This is a genomic window from Mycobacterium sp. E3251 (genome assembly GCF_001666835.1).
Taxonomy (GTDB): Bacteria; Actinomycetota; Actinomycetes; order Mycobacteriales; family Mycobacteriaceae; genus Mycobacterium.
In genome coordinates this window covers 1-18,796 of record NZ_LZJF01000072.1, presented here as the reverse complement: position 1 = coordinate 18,796, position 18,796 = coordinate 1, and the positions used below count along the sequence as shown (strand labels likewise).

General features: G+C 68.3%; 20 protein-coding genes and 1 pseudogene. 7 read left to right on the top strand and 14 right to left on the bottom strand.

The window, feature by feature from the left end; all coding sequences use genetic code 11:
* Positions 1-125 precede the first annotated feature (125 nt).
* The 3 genes from A5697_RS10820 to guaB are packed head-to-tail and all read right to left on the bottom strand — an operon-like array spanning position 126 to position 4,644.
* Positions 126-1,862: a GMC oxidoreductase gene (locus tag A5697_RS10820; protein ID WP_067944791.1), complete on the bottom strand. Its 1,737-nt coding sequence runs from the start codon at positions 1,860-1,862 to the stop codon at positions 126-128.
* Between the two features lie 48 nt (positions 1,863-1,910).
* Complete coding sequence (locus tag A5697_RS10815) at positions 1,911-3,038, bottom strand: GuaB3 family IMP dehydrogenase-related protein (protein WP_067944790.1); 1,128 nt, start codon at positions 3,036-3,038, stop codon at positions 1,911-1,913.
* Between the two features lie 7 nt (positions 3,039-3,045).
* The gene (gene guaB, locus A5697_RS10810; RefSeq protein WP_067944789.1) at positions 3,046-4,644 is read right to left on the bottom strand and encodes an IMP dehydrogenase; all 1,599 of its coding nucleotides are present in this window, start codon (positions 4,642-4,644) and stop codon (positions 3,046-3,048) included.
* A gap of 163 nt (positions 4,645-4,807) precedes the next feature.
* Here guaB and A5697_RS10805 point away from each other — a divergent pair, with 163 nt between their 5' ends.
* Entirely contained in the window at positions 4,808-5,215 is a 408-nt protein-coding gene (locus tag A5697_RS10805) for a DUF5319 domain-containing protein (RefSeq protein WP_046186907.1), read from the top strand.
* Between the two features lie 4 nt (positions 5,216-5,219).
* Here A5697_RS10805 and A5697_RS10800 read toward each other — a convergent pair whose 3' ends face one another.
* From A5697_RS10800 to A5697_RS10790, 3 genes are all read right to left on the bottom strand, one after another.
* On the bottom strand, positions 5,220-5,984 hold the full coding sequence (locus A5697_RS10800; protein ID WP_231972039.1) for an anti-sigma-D factor RsdA: 765 nt from the start codon (positions 5,982-5,984) through the stop codon (positions 5,220-5,222).
* On the bottom strand, positions 5,971-6,546 hold the full coding sequence (locus A5697_RS10795; RefSeq protein WP_066945594.1) for a sigma-70 family RNA polymerase sigma factor: 576 nt from the start codon (positions 6,544-6,546) through the stop codon (positions 5,971-5,973). Before A5697_RS10795 ends, A5697_RS10800 begins: the two co-directional genes overlap by 14 nt.
* A 90-nt stretch (positions 6,547-6,636) precedes the next feature.
* Entirely contained in the window at positions 6,637-7,464 is an 828-nt protein-coding gene (locus tag A5697_RS10790) for a hypothetical protein (protein ID WP_068010325.1), read from the bottom strand.
* A 354-nt stretch (positions 7,465-7,818) separates the two neighbouring features.
* Here A5697_RS10790 and A5697_RS10785 point away from each other — a divergent pair, with 354 nt between their 5' ends.
* The 5 genes from A5697_RS10785 (at position 7,819) to A5697_RS10765 (ending at position 10,920) form a co-directional block, all read left to right on the top strand.
* Positions 7,819-8,127 (top strand): WhiB family transcriptional regulator, encoded by a 309-nt coding sequence (locus tag A5697_RS10785; RefSeq protein WP_066907726.1) that lies wholly within the window; start codon positions 7,819-7,821, stop codon positions 8,125-8,127.
* Between the two features lie 175 nt (positions 8,128-8,302).
* Positions 8,303-9,187: a Rieske 2Fe-2S domain-containing protein gene (locus tag A5697_RS10780; RefSeq protein WP_068010323.1), complete on the top strand. Its 885-nt coding sequence runs from the start codon at positions 8,303-8,305 to the stop codon at positions 9,185-9,187.
* On the top strand, positions 9,184-9,663 hold the full coding sequence (locus tag A5697_RS10775) for a hemerythrin domain-containing protein (protein WP_068010321.1): 480 nt from the start codon (positions 9,184-9,186) through the stop codon (positions 9,661-9,663). The genes A5697_RS10780 and A5697_RS10775 overlap by 4 nt, the downstream gene beginning before the upstream one ends.
* A gap of 37 nt (positions 9,664-9,700) precedes the next feature.
* Complete coding sequence (locus tag A5697_RS10770) at positions 9,701-10,435, top strand: superoxide dismutase family protein (protein WP_068010320.1); 735 nt, start codon at positions 9,701-9,703, stop codon at positions 10,433-10,435.
* Between the two features lie 83 nt (positions 10,436-10,518).
* The gene (locus A5697_RS10765; RefSeq protein WP_068010319.1) at positions 10,519-10,920 is read left to right on the top strand and encodes a hydrogenase; all 402 of its coding nucleotides are present in this window, start codon (positions 10,519-10,521) and stop codon (positions 10,918-10,920) included.
* 26 nt (positions 10,921-10,946) lie between these two features.
* Here A5697_RS10765 and A5697_RS10760 read toward each other — a convergent pair whose 3' ends face one another.
* Positions 10,947-12,167 carry an FAD-dependent oxidoreductase gene (locus A5697_RS10760; protein WP_068010317.1) on the bottom strand — a complete coding sequence of 407 codons (1,221 nt, stop codon included), beginning with the start codon at positions 12,165-12,167 and terminating at the stop codon, positions 10,947-10,949.
* Positions 12,168-12,246: 79 nt separating this feature from the next.
* Between A5697_RS10760 and A5697_RS10755 the strand changes: the two genes are divergently transcribed.
* On the top strand, positions 12,247-13,047 hold the full coding sequence (locus A5697_RS10755; RefSeq protein WP_068010315.1) for a TetR/AcrR family transcriptional regulator: 801 nt from the start codon (positions 12,247-12,249) through the stop codon (positions 13,045-13,047).
* A 55-nt stretch (positions 13,048-13,102) separates the two neighbouring features.
* Here the strand turns inward: A5697_RS10755 and A5697_RS10750 are convergent, their stop codons facing one another.
* The 7 genes and pseudogenes from A5697_RS10750 to A5697_RS10720 all read right to left on the bottom strand — a co-directional run.
* A complete protein-coding gene (locus A5697_RS10750) occupies positions 13,103-13,846 on the bottom strand; it encodes a hypothetical protein (RefSeq protein ID WP_231972038.1) in 744 nt (247 codons plus the stop codon).
* Between the two features lie 40 nt (positions 13,847-13,886).
* Positions 13,887-14,813 (bottom strand): LLM class F420-dependent oxidoreductase, encoded by a 927-nt coding sequence (locus A5697_RS10745; protein ID WP_068010336.1) that lies wholly within the window; start codon positions 14,811-14,813, stop codon positions 13,887-13,889.
* A gap of 111 nt (positions 14,814-14,924) precedes the next feature.
* Entirely contained in the window at positions 14,925-16,556 is a 1,632-nt protein-coding gene (groL, locus tag A5697_RS10740; protein ID WP_067944780.1) for a chaperonin GroEL, read from the bottom strand.
* 78 nt (positions 16,557-16,634) lie between these two features.
* Positions 16,635-16,937, bottom strand: a complete 303-nt coding sequence (gene groES / locus A5697_RS10735; RefSeq protein ID WP_007167930.1) for a co-chaperone GroES — start codon at positions 16,935-16,937, stop codon at positions 16,635-16,637.
* Between the two features lie 190 nt (positions 16,938-17,127).
* On the bottom strand, positions 17,128-18,171 hold the full coding sequence (gene tsaD, locus A5697_RS10730; protein WP_068010313.1) for a tRNA (adenosine(37)-N6)-threonylcarbamoyltransferase complex transferase subunit TsaD: 1,044 nt from the start codon (positions 18,169-18,171) through the stop codon (positions 17,128-17,130).
* Positions 18,168-18,638: a ribosomal protein S18-alanine N-acetyltransferase gene (gene rimI, locus A5697_RS10725; protein ID WP_067944778.1), complete on the bottom strand. Its 471-nt coding sequence runs from the start codon at positions 18,636-18,638 to the stop codon at positions 18,168-18,170. Before rimI ends, tsaD begins: the two co-directional genes overlap by 4 nt.
* Positions 18,635-18,796: pseudogene (locus A5697_RS10720) on the bottom strand (tRNA (adenosine(37)-N6)-threonylcarbamoyltransferase complex dimerization subunit type 1 TsaB); the annotation flags it as partial. The pseudogene A5697_RS10720 and the gene rimI, both read right to left, overlap by 4 nt.

Genomic DNA, 18,796 nt, shown 5'->3' with positions numbered 1-18,796 from the left:
GATCGCAAGCTAGGCGCAGCCGAGCGCCGCGGGTCGCCGACCGACCAACCAACGAGGCGATCGCAAGCTAGGCGGAGCCGAGCGCCGCGGGTCGCCGACCGACCAACCAACGAGGCGATCGCGAGCTAGCCGGCCGAGGGCACCGGGGTGATCGGCAACCAGCGCAGCGCGCCGGGCGCGGTGGCCGGCACCACCGGGTGCTCCGGGGCGATCGGGTCCAGCCGGCGGTAGGGCTCGCCCTGCGCTGGGCGCCGATCGTTCTCGCCCTTGTTCGGCCACAGCGAGGCGGCCCGTTCGGCCTGCGCGGTGATGGACAGCGACGGGTTGACGCCCAGGTTCGCCGAGATCGCGGCGCCGTCCACCACGAACATCGTGGGGTAGCCGTAGACGCGGTGATAGGGGTCGATCACGCCGTGTTCGGCGTTGTCGCCGATCGCCGCGCCGCCGAGGAAGTGGGCGGTCAGCGGGATGTTGAACAGCTCACCCCAGGTGCCGCCGGCCACCCCGTCGATCTTTTCGGCGATGCGCCGGGTGACCTTGTTCCCGACGGGATTCCAGGCCGGGTTGGGGTCGCCGTGCCCCTGCTTGCTGGTGTACCAGCGGATGCCGAGCTTCCCGCGTTTGGTGTAGGTGGTGATCGAGTTGTCCAGGTGCTGCATGACCAGGGCGATCAGGGTGCGCTCGCTCCACTGATGGACGTTGAGCATCCGCATCATGCGGCGCGGATCCTCGCGGGCCTGGTCGAGCAACTGCTTCCAGCGCGGCGTGTCGGTGCCCTCCGGACCGGTGCCGTCGGTCATCAGCGTCTGCAGCAGCCCCATCGCGTTGGATCCCTTGCCGTAGCGGCAGGGTTCGACGTGGGTGTCGGCGGTGGGGTGGATCGACGACGTGATGGCCACCCCGTGCGTCAGGTCCAGTTTCGGGTCGACCTCGAGCTTCCCGGCGCCGACGATGGACTCGGAGTTGGTGCGGGTCAGCACGCCGAGCCGCTCGGAGAGCCGCGGCAGCTTGCCCTTGTCGCGCATCTTGAACAGCAGATGCTGCGTTCCCCAGGTGCCCGCGGCCAGGATCAGGTGCGTCGCGGTGTACGTGCGCCGGTCCCTGCGCAGCCAGCTTCCCGTGCGCACCGTGCGGACCTCCCACACCCCGTCGGAGCGCTGCTGGAAGCCCTTGACCGTCGTCATCGGAATGACTTGCGCCCCAGCCGATTCGGCGAGGCCGAGGTAGTTCTTCAGCAGCGTGTTCTTGGCGCCGTAGCGACAGCCCGTCATGCAGCAGCCGCATTCCAGGCACCCGGTGCGCTCCGGTCCCGCGCCGCCGAAATAGGGGTCCGGCACGGTCTTGCCGGGGGTCTTGGTGCCGTCGGGGCCGAAGAACACCCCGACCGGGGTGGACACGAAGGTGTCGCCGCAGCCCATCTCGTCGGCGACTTCCTTGAGCACCCGGTCGGCGTCGGTGAAGGTCGGGTTCTTGACCACCCCGAGCATCCGTTTCGCCTGCTCGTAGTGCGGCATCAGCTCGTCGCGCCAGTCGGTGATGTGCGACCACTGCCGGTCTTTGAAGAACGGCTCCGGCGGCACGTAGAGCGTGTTGGCGTAGTTCAGGGAGCCGCCGCCCACCCCGGCGCCGGCCAAAATCAACACGTTCTTCAAAGGGTGGATCCGCTGAATGCCGTAGCAACCCAGCCTCGGCGCCCACAAGAACTTGCGCAGGTCCCAGGACGTCTCGGCGAAGTCCTCGTCGGCGAAGCGCCGCCCGGCCTCCAATACGCCTACGCGGTAGCCCTTTTCGGTCAGCCGGAGCGCGCTGACGCTGCCCCCGAAACCCGAACCGATGATCAGAACGTCGTAATCCGGCCTCATCGCACCAGTATGGCCTTACTCACGGGTAACGAGCCAGTGCCCCCGGCCTCAGCTTCCGACGGTCAGCCCGACCTTCTGGAACTCCTTGAGGTCGCAATAGCCGGCCTTGGCCATCGACCGGCGCAGGCCACCGACCAGGTTCAGCGAACCGAACGGGTCGTCGGAGGGCCCGTTGAGCACCCGCTCCAGCGGTGGGCGCTCGCCCAGCGCGATCTGCAGCAACGCCCCGCGCGGCAGCGACGGGTGCGCCGCCGCGGCCGGCCAGAACCAGCCCTCGCCGAGCGCCTCGGCGGACTCGGCGAGCGGGGTGCCGAGCACCACCGCGTCGGCGCCGCAGGCGATCGCCTTGGCCAGCTCGCCGGAGGTGTGGATGTCGCCGTCGGCCAGTACGTGCACGTAACGACCGCCGGTCTCGTCGAGGTATTCGCGCCGCGCGGCGGCGGCGTCGGCGATGGCGGTCGCCATCGGCACGCTGATGCCCAGCACCTCGTCGCTGGTGGTGACGCCGCGGGTGGAGCCGTAGCCGACGATGACGCCGGCGGCGCCGGTGCGCATCAGGTGCAGCGCGGTGCGGTGGTCGAGCACCCCGCCGGCCACCACCGGGACGTCGAGCTCGGAGATGAAGGTCTTCAGGTTCAGCGGTTCCCCATCGCTGGCCACTCTTTCCGCGGAGACGATGGTGCCCTGGATGACCAGCAGGTCGATGCCGGCCTGCAGCAGCACCGGGGTGAGCGCCTGCGCGTTCTGCGGGCTGACCCGCACCGCCGTGGTCACCCCGGCCTCCCGGATGCGCGCCACCGCGGCCCCCAGCAGGTCGGGGTTCAGCGGGGCGGCGTGCAGTTCCTGCAGCAGCCGGATCGAGGCGGACGGTTCGGGCTCCTTGCTGGCGGCCTCGACGAGCTGGGCGATCTTGCCCTCTACGTCGGCGTGCCTGCCGATCAGGCCCTCGCCGTTGAGCACACCCAGCCCGCCCAGCCGGCCGAGCTCGATGGCGAACTCCGGCGACACCAGCGCGTCGGTCGGGTGGGCCACCACCGGGATCTCGAAGCGGTAGGCGTCCAGCTGCCAGGTTGTCGACACGTCCTGCGACGATCGGGTGCGCCGCGACGGCACGATGCTGACTTCGCTCAGTTCATAGGTGCGACGGGCGTTGCGGCCCATCCCGATTTCGACCATCCCAGCCTCAGCGCGCAAAGTAGTTAGGCGCTTCGACGGTCATGGCGACGTCGTGCGGATGGCTTTCGCGCAGCCCGGCCGAGGTGATCCGGACGAACTGCGCCTGCTGCAGCGCCTCGATCGTGGGCGATCCGGTGTAGCCCATCGCGGCGCGCAGACCGCCGGTGAGCTGATGGATCACCGAGGACAGCGGTCCGCGGAACGGCACCCGGCCCTCGATTCCCTCGGGCACCAGCTTGTCCTCGCTCAACGCGTCGTCGGCGAAGTAGCGGTCCTTGGAATACGACTTCGCCCCTCCCCTACCTTGCATGGCGCCCAGGGACCCCATGCCGCGGTAGCTCTTGAACTGCTTGCCGTTGACGAAGATGAGCTCGCCGGGGGCCTCGGCGGTGCCGGCCAGCAGCGAACCCAGCATGGCGGTCGAGGCGCCGGCGGCCAGGGCCTTGGCGATGTCACCGGAATACTGCAGCCCGCCGTCGGCGATCACCGGCACGCCCGCCGGTCCGCAGGCCGCCACGGCCTCCAGGATCGCCGTGATTTGTGGCGCGCCGACCCCGGCCACCACCCGGGTGGTGCAGATCGAGCCCGGTCCCACGCCGACCTTGACCGCGTCGGCGCCGGCGTCGACGAGCGCCAGGGCCGCCGACCGGGTGGCGACGTTCCCGCCGATCACCTCGACCTTTTCGCCCACCTCGGCCTTGAGCTTGCCGACCATGTCGAGCACCAGCCGGTTGTGCGCGTGCGCGGTGTCCACGATCAGGACGTCGGCCCCGGCGTCGACCAGCATCATCGCGCGCACCCAGGCGTCGCCGCCGACGCCCACGGCGGCGCCCACCAGCAGCCGGCCGTCGCTGTCCTTGGTGGCCAGCGGGTGCTGTTCGGTCTTGACGAAGTCCTTGACGGTGATCAGCCCGGTGAGCCGGCCGTGGCCGTCGACGACGGGCAGCTTCTCGATCTTGTTGCGGCGCAACAGGCCCAGCGCCGCGTCGGCGCTGACCCCTTCCTGGGCGGTGATCAGCGGGGCCTTGGTCATCACCTCGGCGACCTTGCGGGTCTGGTCCACCTCGAAGCGCATGTCGCGGTTGGTGATGATGCCGACCAGCGCGCCGACGTCGTCGACCACCGGCAGGCCCGAGATCCGGAACCGGGCGCACAGCGCGTCGACCTGCGCCAGGGTGTTGTCCGGCCGGCAGGTGACCGGGTCGGTGACCATGCCGGCCTCCGAGCGCTTGACCATCTCGACCTGTCCGGCCTGCTCGGCGACGGGCAGATTGCGGTGCAGCACACCCATGCCGCCCGCCCGGGCCATGGCGATGGCCATCCGCGACTCGGTGACCGTGTCCATCGCCGAACTGACCAGCGGCACTTTGAGCCTGATCTTCTTGGTGAGCTGGCTGGACGTGTCGGCGGTGGCGGGAACCACGTCGGAGGCGGCGGGCAGCAGCAGGACGTCGTCGAACGTGAGGCCGAGCATCGCGATCTTGTGCGGGTTGTCACCCCCGGTCGGCACGGGGTCGTCGATCAGTCCCCGAATTTGGGGGTCGCGCACGTAGGGGCTACCGACGAGGTCGGAACTGTCTTCCAGGTGGGACATGCCACGGGTCATCGGTGGGGCCCTCCATACGATGCGGCGCGAGACCCCCATCCTATCGGCTCGCCCGCCGCCCGGACCCCTGCCGGGGGGCGCGCCGCGGACGGCAAACGCCCCGGAAACGACGGGCGGCTTGCCTGCTGGCGTTATCCCGGCCCGGCTGCGTAGGCTAGTGTGCGTGCGCGATCACCTCCCACCGGGTTTGCCGCCCGACCCCTTCGCCGACGACCCCTGCGATCCGTCGGCTGCGCTGGAAGCCGTAGAGCCGGGGCAACCCCTGGACGCCCAAGAGCGGATGGCGGTCGAGGCGGACCTCGCCGACCTGGCTGTTTACGAGGCACTGTTGGCGCACAAGGGGATTCGCGGACTCGTGGTGTGCTGCGACGAATGTCAGCAGGATCACTACCACGACTGGGACATGCTGCGTGCGAACCTGTTGCAGCTGCTGATCGACGGCACCGTCCGCCCGCACGAGCCCGCCTACGACCCCGAGCCGGACGCCTATGTCACGTGGGATTACTGCCGGGGATACGCCGACGCGTCGCTCAACGAGGCCACCTCGGACGCGGACGGGTACCGCCGCTAGACCGCTAGGGATTGTTCGGCGTCACCGCCGGCGGCGTCGACGTCTGCCCGTGGTGCCGGTGCTTGCTCCACGACTGACTCGGCGACGGCGTGACTGACGGGATCGGCGAAGCTTCGGAGGGCGTAGTGGCCGCCGTCGGAGCCGCGGTGGTCGGGGTCGACCACGCCGAAGGCGTGTTCGCCGGGGGCGGCAGCGTCGCATTCGGGTTGCGCGACTGAACCCTGACATTCAACAGCTTCAGCTGATTCGTCAGCTCCTGTTTGCTGGCCGGGTCCTCGATCGACTGGACCAAGCTACTCACCTCGGTGAGCTGGTTCTGCGCCTGGTCCCATTGGCCCCGGTCGATCGACTCCTGCACCTTGGCCAGGTCGGCCCGGGCGGACAGCAAGGCCTGATGCTTTTCGTTGACGCGCGGCTGATCGAAGAACATCGCGTGCAGCCCGTGCAGCGGGGTCCCCGGACGCGCCTCGACCACCATCGCGCCGAAGCCGCTCATCACCAGCAGCGCCGCGGCGACCGATCCGATCGTCGCCAGGCCGCGCCGGCCGCGGCGACGGTCGGCCAGGCCGGTGCGCAGGGCGTCGACGGCCTCCTCGGCCGACACCAGCGCGCTGGCCGGTGGCCACCGCAGGTTGTCGCGCCAGTCCTCCAGCAGCGTGGCCATCGCGTCGATGTCGGGGTCGCCGACGTGCACCGGCCGCCGCTCGGCGAGCGCGTCGAGAAGCAGGTCGGTGCGGGCGAATTCGTCCAGGGGTTCAGGCACAGTCACCTGCCGCGATCATTTCGGACTTCAGCCGGGACAGCGCACGGTGCTGGGCCACCCGGACCGCTCCCGTGGTGCTGCCGACGGCGGACGCGGTCTCCTCGGCGGACAAGCCGACGACGACACGCAGGATCAGGATCTCGCGCTGCTTGGCGGGCAGGATTTCGAGCAGTTCGCTCATCCGGCTGACCGAATCGGCTTCGATGGCCCGCTGTTCGGGACCCGCGTCGGACGACCAACGCTCGGGGATGACCTCGGTCGGATAGGACAGATCACGGCCGGCGGCCCGATGGGCGTCCGCGACCTTGTGCGCCGCGATGCCGTACAGGAAGGCGAGAAAGGGACGCCCTCGGTCCCGGTAGCGCGGCAGCGCCGTGATAGTCGCCAAGCACACCTCCTGTGCCACGTCATCCGCTGACAGCCCACCCCGCTCGACTGTCCCGACTCGCGCGCGGCAATAGCGCACGACAATCGGACGGATGGTCTCCAGCACCTCCCGTAGTGCGTTACTGTCCCCCGCCACGGCCTTGGCAACCACAGCGTCGAGACGATCCCCTTGAATTGTCATCGACGGCGGTATCTCCAACGTTACGAACCGGACACATCGCGAACTAGCCGGGCTAACTTACGAAATGACAATAACGGCCCGGAGGCCATTTCAAGCGGAACGCCACGTCGCACCGGCGCGCCGCACTTGGCCTGCGCAGACATCGCGAATTTCGTGCAGCTGTTGTGTCGAAACGGTGACGCTACCGAGATCAATCAGCAAGCACGCCAACGCCCAACGAAGCGGGACCAGCCCGAGCCGGCCGGTGGCGTCCAGCGCCGCCTCCGCCACCGCCCGCGCGCGCTCGACGTCCCCGGCGCTGCACAGGGCCGCCGCCAGCACCACCTCGCTCTTGACCGCGTGCCGCGCCGACGGGACGGCCATGGCACCCGCCAGCTCCACCGCTTCGTTCGCATGGCGGACGGCGGTTTCGCCGTCGCCGCGGGCCATCGCCAGCTCGGCGGCGACCCACCCGCGGCGCACCGGCTGCCGCTCGGGCACCGGCCCGGCATCCAGCTCGGAGTCCGCGCGGCCCAACAACGCCGCCGCCGCCGCGAAGCGATCGACACCCAGCGCGTCGGCGGCCAGCCCGATCAGAGCGTCGACCCGCGCCTCGGCGGACCCGTCGTCCCTGCCGGCCAGCGCGAGTGCGCGCCCATCCCACCCGCGTGCCAGCATGTGCCAACCGAGTTGGCGCAGGAAGGATCCCTGCGTGCTGTGGGCCAGCGACGCCAGCCGGCCGGCGGGGGCTTCGCGCCGCAGCGCCGCCAAATCGCGGTACGCGCTGCCGTAGCGGCCCTGCCCGCCCGCCGCGACGGCGCGCAGCCATAAGCCCTCCGGCGTGACCGCGGTCGGCAGCGGCCAAGTACCGGGCCGGTCGCCGAAGGCGGCGGCGTGCAACTCTCCGCCAATCACGGAAGTGTGACGAGTTTCAATCACGACGATAGGAGTAAACAGTTTGTGCTGTTCGCGTTACCGAACTGTTAATCACAATAGGTCCTGTACTAATCGTGGCCGGCCCCGCACAGGCCCGTGAGCTGGGAAATTTCGTTTCGGTCAACTGCCTGGTAGCACGGTGCGTGTTTCGACAATGGGTGGCAGATGAACGCGGCGTTAATTCTTTTATAACCATTACATACTTTGTCGGGCTAAGTGGCTATTGACGCAAATTCACCGCCCGCCCTAACGTCTACGCATGACGGGTAGTCATCGGTGACGCCACTTCAATTCAGTTGCACAATCGCTTCGCGAACCTGACCTTACTGGGCGTGCCGTGCAGAGAGGGAAACACCAATGCCACAGCCGGAGCAGCTACCTGGACCCAACGCCGACATCTGGAACTGGCAATTGCAGGGCTTGTGCCGCGGCGTTGACTCGTCGATGTTCTTTCATCCCGACGGTGAGCGCGGCCGGGCCCGCATGCAGCGCGAGCAGCGCGCCAAAGAAATGTGCCGCCAGTGCCCGGTAATTCAGGAGTGCCGTTCCCACGCGCTCGAAGTCGGTGAGCCCTACGGGGTTTGGGGCGGCTTGTCCGAATCGGAGCGCGACATGTTGCTGAAGGGCGACATCGGCCGCACGCGCGGCATCCGCCGCTCGGCCTAGCGGTTCATCAATCGTCACAAGGGGCAGCACACCTTTCGCACGACGCGGTTGAACGATTCGCCGTCTCGGTCCGTGTATCAGTCATGGGCTTGGCCGCGGCTGGCTGAATCCAATTTCGGGCGTTCCGTCGTGCAGAGGAGCCCGCGTCGGTTCGCTCACGCGCACAGGAGGTGCCGTGAAGCAACGATTACTCGCAGCAGTGACCGCCCTGGGACGACAGGAATGGCTGGACCGGCCGAGCTACCGCCTCGAGCACGCCCTGACGCTTCTCTTCGCGGCCATGGGCCGACATCGTGACCGGGTCAGCAATGCGCTGCACGGCACCTGGCTCGGCCATCCGCTGCATCCCGCGCTGACGTCGGTGCCGACGGGAGCGGTCACGACGACGGTCGCGATGGATGCGGCTTCCATGCTCTCGGGAAGTGGCGCGCAATGGCGCGACGCGTCGAGGTTCGCGTTGGGTGTCGGCCTCGCCGGGAGCGTCGGGGCGGCCGCGACCGGTTTGACGGACTGGCAACACACGCATGAGCAATCGCGACGGGTCGGCGTTGTCCATGGCTTGCTGAACGGGGTCGCGACGAGCCTGTACGCGTTGTCGTGGCGGGACCGCCGCAACGGTCGCCATCGGCGCGGGATGGCTTGCAGTGCGCTTGGCTACGGCATCACCCTGAGTAGCGGCTATCTGGGCGGAGCTCTGGTATACGGATCGGGAGCCGGGGTGGACCGCTCGGGCGCTCGGCTCAGTGGCGCCCGCTGGACGCCGGTGTTGCCGGCGACGGCCCTGGACGGCCAGCCGCAGCGGGTCGAGGTGGACGGCATCGGCGTGGTTCTCTACCGCACCGACGACCAAGTCCTGGCCGTCGGTGCGCGCTGCCCCCACCTCGGTGCGCCGATGGACGACGGCTGGATCGATCGCGGTCGCATCGTTTGTCCGTGGCATGGCTCCCGCTTCGCCTGCGAATCGGGGGAAGTGCTGCGCGGACCGGCGACGGCAACACTGCCGCGTTACCCGGTCCGGATCCGCGACGGATTTGTGGAGGTGCGGGGAGGGGTGCAATGAATGCCTACGAAGTGCTTTTCGAACACCACAGGGTCTTGCGGGGGCTGTGCGAGACGATCACCGCGCTACCCCCGGATTGCGACGAACGCCACGACGCCCTCGACGAGTTGTTGATCGAGCTCGACATCCACATGCGGATCGAGGACGACCTGTTCTATCCGGCGGTGTCGGAGGCCAGCACGCTGGTGGCCATCGCCCACGCGGAGCATCGCCAGGTCTGGGATCAGCTGGCGGTGCTACTTCGGACTTCGCCGACCGTGCCGCAATACGAGGGCGAGTGGCACTCGTTCGTCACGGTCCTGGACGCCCACGCCAGCGAAGAGGAACGCGATTTGTGCCCGCCCCCAATAGATTTGAGCGCCGAGATGCTCGATGCACTCGGAGATCGAATGGTCGAGCGCATCACCCGGTTGCGTCGATCCACCCTCAATAAGCTTCGCGTCCGAGGCCGCGCCGCCCTGTTGAGTTCGCTTTAGTCGTTTGGACCGCGACCAATCGGGGTACGACCGGCCCATGAATAAGGGCGTATCCTTCGCGGCCGTGGCGCTTGCCGCCACCATCGCACCGTTGGCAGCATGCTCAAACCAGCAAGGTGGCCAATCCGCCACGTCGACGTCCTCCAGCGCGCCCCCCGGCACCGAGCGGATGACCACGCAGTTGAAGAGCGCCGACGGAAACCAGGTCGGCACCGCCACCATCGATTTCGCGAACGGGTACGCGACCGTGACCGTGGAAGCCGGGCCAAACCAAGTCCTGAGCCCGGGTTTCCACGCGCTCATGGTTCACGGGGTCGGCAAATGCGAGGGGGACTTCGAGTCCGCGGGATCGGTCTACCAGGCGCAGGGCCACACCGGCTTTCCGGCCAGCGGTGACCTGACCGCGTTGCAGGTGCGCAACGACGGCTCGGCGAAACTCGTCACCACCACCAGCCTGCTCACCGCCTCGGACCTGAGGAACAGCTCGGGCACCGCGCTGATCGTCCACCAGAACGCGGACAACCTGAGCGGGGCTTCGACCGGTGAGTCGGGCAAGCGGGTGGCCTGCGGTGTGCTCGCCGCGGCGTCCGCGACGACGACGTCGTCGACCTCGACGACGACCAGCGTCACGACGATCACGACGACGACCGAAGTGCCGCCGCCGTCCACCAGCACGAGCACCGTCACCGTCACCAGCAGCCCGGCGTACACGTCCACGCCGATTACAACTGTGACGACGACTCCGCCCAGCCTTCCGCCCGGAACCCGCTGACACATAAACCTCTGCGACGACTCGCCGAGACGCCCGCGGTGGTTTACGCCTTGAGAGCAGCCGAACGCTCCTAGTCTTCTGACATGCAGACGGTGCTCTTCACGCTCGGCTTGGTCCTTTTTCTCATCGGCCTGCTCACCGGATTCGCCATCCCGGCACTGAAGAACCCGCGGATGGCGCTGTCGAGCCACCTCGAGGCCGTCCTCAACGGGATGTTCCTCGTGCTACTCGGCCTGCTGTGGCCACACATCCACCTGCCCAACGCCTGGGGGATCGCGGCGGTCGTGTTGATCGTGTACTCCGCCTACGCGAACTGGCTGGCGACCCTGCTCGCCTCGGCGTGGGGCGCGGGGCGCCGCCTCGCGCCGATCGCGGCGGCCGATCACGAGACCTCGCCGGCAAAGGAACGGATCGTGAGCTTTCTGCTGGTGTCACTCGCGGTGGCAATCGTGGTGGGCGTGGGCATCGTCATCGCGGGGCTCTGACGCGGGGAAGCCCCCTTCGGCTTCGATTACCGCCCCTGCCCCGCGCCGTGTACGTCGGGAGTGCGGACATGCTCGGGGCGGAAGCCGCGCCCGACGAAAACCGGTGGAATCGCCTGCAGCGGGCCCCAACCCACGATCTTCGGAACGCGGATCGGGGACAAATCCCCGCTCAAGTTGGGCGCGACCGCCCTGTCCTGAATCAACACCTGAAAAGCCTGAACAATCCGGGCGGGCAGCTCCCGTCGGCGCTGCACCTTCGCGAGATCGGCGTCGGTTACCCGACCTTCGCGCAGCGGGGCGAACAGAATGTTGGCAGCGGCCACCGCGTCGGCGATCGCGAGGTTGATGCCGACCCCACCGGCCGGCGACATGGCATGTGCGGCGTCGCCAATGCAGAGCAGTCCCGTACGCCACCATGTCTCGAGACGGTCCACCCGCACATCGAGCTCGCTGGTGTCGTCCCACGAGCTCAAGTCGTTGACGCGGTCACGAAGCCGCGGCTGCGCGGTGACGATCCGTTCCTTGAACTCCTCCAATGATCCGCCGCGAGGGTTCGAACCCTTGGGCATCAGGTAGGCGACCTGCCAGTAATCACCCCGGTAGATCATGGCCATCATCAGGCCCTTACGGAGCACCGCGAACAACTCCTCGGGGTCGCCGGGGCGCCATTTCAGTCGGAACCACAGCACGTCCATCGGCGAGTGCGCCGCCGCGGTCCGCAGGCCCGCCGCGGCACGCACGGCGGACTTGCGCCCGTCGGCGGCCACCACCAGATCGGCCCGCACCTCCAATTCCGGCGTGCGCACCCCGACCACCCGATCGCCATCGAAGATCAGGTCGGTGACTTCGGCATTGCGGACCAAGGTGAATTCCGGGTAGGCAGAAGCCTTTTCAGCGATGAAGTCGAGGAAGTCCCACTGCGGCATCATTGCGATATAGGGCTGCTTGAAGCCGAGTCGTCTGAGCACGCTGAAGTTGCCGAAGGTGCGAATCGAGCCGTCGGTGTCGAAGGCGACACGGTCGATCTTGGTGTGCGGTAGGCGGAGGAACTCGTCGATGAACCCCAGCTCGTCCATGATCCGCAGGGTGGTCGGGTGCACGGTGTCACCGCGGAAGTCGCGCAGGAAGTCGTTGTGCTTTTCCAGGACAACGACCGGGATGCCAGCGCGGGCGAGCAGGAGCGCGTGCACGAGGCCGGCCGGCCCGCCGCCGGCGACGCAGACCCGGGTCTGAAGAACTCGCGTCATGTACGGACACTCCTAAGGGAGTATGAAATACAATTGCAGCATACATAAGGTAACGTATCACAGCGGCGGAGGAGGCGGAATGGTCCGACCGGTGTCGACACCACAAGTGGTGGACGCCGCACTCCGCGCCGCGGAAAAGCTGGGCAAGGACGTCGCCGACGTTTCCGTCGCGACGATTGCCACGGAGGCCGGGATCTCGCGCAGCACCCTGCTGCGGCGCTTCGGCGGCTCACGCACCGCCCTGGATGAAGCCGTTCGTGCTGCGGGAGTGGACCCCGGCGGCCTGCCGCCCGTCCGCACCCGGGCGGTCGCCGCCGCAGCGGCATTGATCAGCGAATCCGGGCTTGCCGCAGCAACATTAGAGGCCGTTGCCGCCCGCGCAGGTTGCTCCGTCTACAGCCTCCATGCCGCCTTCGGTGGGCGCGACGAATTGGTGCGGGCGGTTTTCGAGCGCCACAGCCCCATCCAGGACATCGAGGAATACCTCGCGCGCGCCAGCGGTGACCTGCCCGACATGGTGCGCGGTTTCTACCGCACCCTGGCGGACGCGCTGAGCCGCGAACCCCGGGTTGCCCCAGCCATATTCGCCGAAGCCTTCGCACGGCCGACCAGTCCCGCCGTGCAATCCCTCGCGGCCTACGGCCCGCCGCGCATGCTCGGGATACTCGGTCTTTGGTTCGAAGCCGAGATCCGCGCCGGACACATGCGTGACCTGCCCGTGCCACTGCTGGCCCAACAACTGTTGGGACCCATCGCGATCCATCTGCTCACGCGGCCGGCCCTACCGAATGTGCCCGCCTGGACGCTGCCCGACATCGACACCGTCTGCGACATGTTCGCCGACGCCTTCGTGCGTGCCGTCGGGACCGACGACCGCTGACTGCTGATTAGCAGCATCCCCGATGCCGACCGTGGGGGCCATGCGCGGAAACCGGTTACCCGTGCGCGAATTCAGCGAGCTTGGCATTGACCGCCGCAGAATCTGGTCCCGCGTACAACTTCGGATCGCGTTTCTTGACCCATACGAAGAACGGGCAGCTGGCCGCCGGACCGTCCACCGATCCCAGTTGTGCGATGCGCTTGCCGGTCTTCGCCTCGCGGAGTTCCAAGTCGTACTGCACGGTGTACAAGTCGACGGCGATATGTTCGCCCGCGTCCGTCTTGAGGTCGCAGGTGCGTGACTTCGCCTCGGTTCCGGGTTTGCGAGTAAGGCAGGCAACAACATTCGTCGACTGGAAGTTGTTGTCAGTCGGCCCGTAGTCGGCACGGGAATCCAGTGTGACCTGTCGCCAGTGCATCGATGTCAGTTCGCGCATCGGGTCCGGCTCGTCATACGGGGCGAACGCGACGATCTTGTACGGCTTCTGGTACGTGGCGGCGTTACTGATCGATCCGCGATCGCACACCACATCGAAGTCCGAGAGCGAGGTGGCCTTCTTGCTTTCGCCGCGGCCGTCGCGCGCCATGTCCTGGATCAGGAAGAACCCGACCAACGCCACCGGTACCAGAACGACGATCGCGGCGATCGCAAGCACGACGATCAGCAGGACATTGGTCTTGCGCGGCGCAGGCGCCGGGGGCGGGTACGACGGCGGCGGGTACGGCGGCGGCCACTGCTGGGGGTATTGCGGTGGTTGCGGCGGCCACTGCTGCGGATAGCTCACGCTGGTGCCCCCCACGTCATGGTGGGCCAGCTTAGCAATCGACGCGGGCCACGCGTCAGCGCGCGTCGACCAGCGGCCTGAGCGCCTCGCCCACTGCTGTGATGACACCGGGCGTGTAGCGGTGGGTCGGCAGGTTGATGATCACGCCGTCGATTCCCACGCCGATGACCCGACGTTTGATCTCGTCGGCGATCTGATCGACGGTCCCGGTGACCGCCCGGCCGCCGCGGGCCTCGCCGATGTCGCTGGACGCGCCGAAGCCGTCGACCACGACGGTCAGCAACGAGCTGGTCTCCAAAGTCGCTGGATCGCGGTCGATTTCGGCGCAGCGCTGGCGCAGCACGTCGAGCTTGGCGGGCAGCTGATCGATGTCGGCGATGATGTTGAGGTGGTCGGCGTACCGGGCGGCCAACCGGAACGTCTTCTTCTCGCCGCTGCCACCGAGCATGACCGGGATGTGGTCGCGGTAGCGGGGTTCGTTGATCGCGCTCTCGGTGCGATACCACTTGCCCGAGAAGGTGGGGCGCTCGCCGTGCAACATTCCGGCGATGATCTGCAGCGCCTCCTCGAGCTTTTCGAACCGCTCGGTGAAGGTGCCGAACTCGAAGCCCAGCTGCCGATGCTCCAGTTCAAACCAGCCCGCGCCGATGCCGAGGATCGCTCGCCCTGCGCTGACGACGTCCAGCGTGGTGATCGCCTTCGCGAGCAGGGTCGGGTTGCGATAGGTATTGCCGGTCACCAGGGTCGACAACTGCACCCGCTCGACAGAGGTGGCCAAGGCGCCCAGCGCGGTATAGGCCTCCAGCATGGGCTCGTCGGGTTCACCCAGCCCCGGCAATTGGTAGAAGTGGTCCATTAAGAGCACGGTGTCGAATCCAGCGCTCTCGGCCTCGCGGGCCTGGGCCTGAACGGCGGGAAACAATTCGGCGACTGGTGTGCCGTAGGAGAAGTTCGGGATCTGCAGTCCGAGACGAATAGTCATGCTCATGTGCAACGCGGTCGGTTGTCCGTTGCATTCCGCGCCCGAAGCCGCAGACCTCAAACATGCAAACACCCCCGGCCGCAGGGCCGGGGGTGTTTACGTCTCGCCTACTCAGTGGTGGTGGTGATGCCCGTGGCCGTGGCCATGGCCGTGGTCATCGTGGTCGTCGGCGGGCTTGTCGACCACCGCGGTCTCGGTGGTCAGCACCATGCGTGCCACCGACGCCGCGTTGAGCACCGCGGACCGCGTGACCTTGACCGGGTCGATGACGCCGTCGGCAATCAGGTCGCCGTACTCCAGCGTCGCGGCGTTCAGGCCGTGCCCGGCCGGCAACTCGCCGACCTTGTTGACCGCGACCGCACCGTCCAGGCCGGCGTTGGTGGCGATCCAATACAGCGGGGCCGCAAGCGCCTCGGCGAACACGTCGACGCCCGTCGCCTGGTCGCCGGACAGCGACCCGCGCAACTCCTTCAGCGCGCTGCGCGCCCCGATGAGCGCCGACCCGCCGCCCGCGACGATGCCCTCCTCGACGGCGGCCTTGGCCGCCGCGACGGCGTCCTCGACGCTTTCCTTGCGTTCCTTGAGCGCGGTCTCGGTGGCGGCACCGACCTTGAGCACCGCAACGCCGCCGGCCAGCTTGGCCAGCCGCTCCTGCAGCTTCTCGCGGTCCCAGTCGGAATCGCTCTTCTCAATCTCGGCGCGCAGCTGCTTGATCCGGTCGGCAACCGCATCCTTCGAGCCGCCCCCGTCGACGATGATGGTGTCGTCCTTGCTGACCACCACGCGGCGAGCCGAGCCCAGCACATCGGTGCCGACCTCGCGCAGCAGCAGGCCCGCGTCGGGGTTGATCACCTGGCCGCCGGTAACCACCGCGAGGTCCTCGAGGAACGCCTTGCGCCGGTCGCCGAAGAACGGCGCCTTCACCGCAACCGCCCTGAGCGTCTTACGAATCGAGTTGACCACCAACGTCGCCAGTGCCTCGCCCTCGACGTCCTCGGCGATGATCAGCAGCGGCTTCCCCGACTCGGCGACCTTTTCCAGCATGGGCAGCAGATCGGGCAGCGAGCTGATCTTCTCCTGGTGCAGCAGGATGACCGGGTCGTCGAGCACGGCTTCCTGCGAATCGAAGTCGGTGACGAAATACGCCGACAGGAAACCCTTGTCGAAACCGACGCCCTCGGTGAACTCCAGCTCGGTGCTCAGCGTGGAGGATTCTTCGACGCTGACCACGCCGTCGGTGCCGACCTTGGTCATCGCCTCGCCGACCAGCTCGCCGAGCTGTTGGTCGCGCGACGACACCGTCGCCACCTGAGCGATCGCTTCCTTGCCGGACACCGGGGTGGCCGCCGCCAGCAGCGCCTCGGACGCCGCGTCGGCCGCCTTGGAGATTCCCACGCCGAGCTCAATGGGGTTGGCGCCGGCCGCAACCAGGCGCAGGCCACCCTTGACCAGCGCCTGCGCCAGCACGGTCGCGGTCGTGGTGCCGTCACCCGCCACGTCGTTGGTCTTGGTGGCCACCGACTTCACCAGTTGCGCACCCAAGTTCTCGAATGGGTCTTCCAGGTCGATCTCGCGCGCGACGGTCACGCCGTCGTTGGTGACCGCTGGCCCGCCGAATGCCTTGGCCAGCACCACATGCCGGCCGCGCGGCCCCAGCGTCACGCGGACCGCGTCGGCCAGCGCGTTGACACCGGCCTCGATCGCGCGGCGCGCGGTCTCGTCGTACTCAATAACCTTGCTCATCAGGCTCCTCACTAACGCATGCCGCCCCGGAAATCACCCGCGGCCATGCGCGGGGATCGCCGGGGCGGGACACGATGCTTACTTCGATACGACGGCCAGCACGTCACGCGCCGACAGGATCAGGTACTCCTCGCCGTTGTACTTGATCTCGGTGCCGCCGTACTTGCTGTAGATGACGGTGTCGCCTTCCGAGACGTCGAGCGGGATCCGCTTTTCGCCGTCCTCGTCCCAGCGGCCGGGACCGACTGCGACGACGGTGCCTTCCTGCGGCTTCTCCTTGGCGGTGTCAGGAATGACCAGACCGGACGCGGTCGTGGTCTCGGCCTCGTTGGCCTGCACGAGAATCTTGTCCTCGAGTGGCTTGATGTTCACCTTCGCCACGATGGGAGCCCTCCACTAGTTAGATCGGGTCCGGGGCGGGTGCCCCGGAATTATCAAGGGATTCGGCAGTCGTCCGAGCCCGGGCGCCGTCGTCGCGGGTGCCGGCACAGGGTTTGGCCGATTGCCACCTAGCACTCTATACACGAGAGTGCTAGCACTCAAGGGCGCCCCGGTGCGTCCGCGATGTTCGCTACGGGCGATCAGCTGACCTGGGCTTTACCACCGGCAGCCCAGGGTCGGTGGGCGCGTCCAGCGGGGACGGCGCCGCACCGGCGGCCACCAGGTGCGCGGCGAAGGAAGCGATCATCGCCCCGTTGTCGGTGCAGAGCCGGGGCCTGGGGATCCGCAGCGTCAGCCCGGCCGATGCGCACCGCTGTTCCGCCAGCTCCCGCAGCCGCGAATTGGCGGCCACTCCCCCGGCGATCAGCAGCGTCGAGACGCCGAGCCCGGTCGCCGCGCGCACCGCCTTCATGGTCAGTACGTCGGCGACGGCCTCCTGAAAACCTGCGGCGACATCGGCGTTCACCGCGTCCGGGTGGCTCTCCAGGTAGCGGGCGACGGCCGTCTTGAGCCCCGAGAAGCTGAAGGCGTACGGGTCGTCACGCGGTCCTGTCATGCCGCGCGGGAAGGTGATGGCGTCGCGGTCACCGGTGCGGGCCAGGTCGTCGAGCACCTTGCCGCCGGGATAGCCCAGCCCGAGCAGCCGCGCCACCTTGTCGTAGGCCTCGCCGGCGGCGTCGTCGACGGTGCTGCCCAGCTCGACGATCGGTTCGCCCAGGGAGCGCACATGCAGGAGGTGGGTGTGGCCGCCCGATACCAGCAGCGCCACGCACTCGGGGAGCGGCCCATGTTCGTAGACGTCGGCCGCCAGGTGCCCGCCAAGGTGGTTGACCGCGTAGAAGGGGACCCCCCACGCGGCCGAATACGCCTTGGCCGCAGCCACTCCCACCAGCAGGGCGCCGGCCAGACCCGGCCCGATCGTGGCCGCGACGATGTCGGGCTTCTCCAGCCCGGCCGTGGCGAGCGCGCGGCGCATGGTGGGGCCGAGCGCCTCCAGGTGCGCCCGCGACGCGATCTCGGGGACCACGCCGCCGAAGCGGACGTGTTCGTCGACGCTGGACGCCACCTCGTCCGCCAACAGCGTCACGGTGGCCTCGGAACCGGTGCCGTCGAGCCGCGCGATGCCGACTCCCGTTTCGTCGCAGGAGGTTTCGATGGCCAGGATGGTCTTCACGGGCGGGCCCCCCGGCGCATCGTGTACGCATCGGCCCCGCTCGCGCGGTAGTAGCGCCGGCGCAGGCCGATCTGCTCGAATCCCACGCTGCGGTACAGCGCGATGGCCGCCTCGTTGTCGGTGCGCACCTCGAGGAAGACCACGCCGCCGTCGGCGAAGACCAGCAGCTCGTCGAGCAACCGGCGGCCGATCCCCTGCCCCTGATAGGCGGGGTCCACGCCGATGGTGTGGACCTCGTACTCGAACGGCGGGGTGCGTCCCAGCCGCGAGATGCCGGCGTACCCGACGAGCTTGCCACCGGCCCGGGCACCGACGTAATGGTTGTGCGGGCTCGCCAACTCCCGATTGAACGCCGCCGCGGGCCAGGGGTCGTCACCGTCGAACAGCTGACGTTCGAGCTCGGCGCAGCGCGCCGCGTCGGCGGGGACCAGGGCGCCGAGCGTCACGGGCTCGCCCAGGGCGGTCATCCGCGCGCCGCCATCGGTTTGGCGTCGGGGCGGCGCAGATACAGCGCCACCAAGGGCAGCGGGCGCTGCGACCAATCGGGCACCGCGGCGACGAGCCCGGCCGGTGTGGGATAGATCGGCCCGCGGTGGGGCAGGTCGAACAGCGCCGGTGCGCCTTC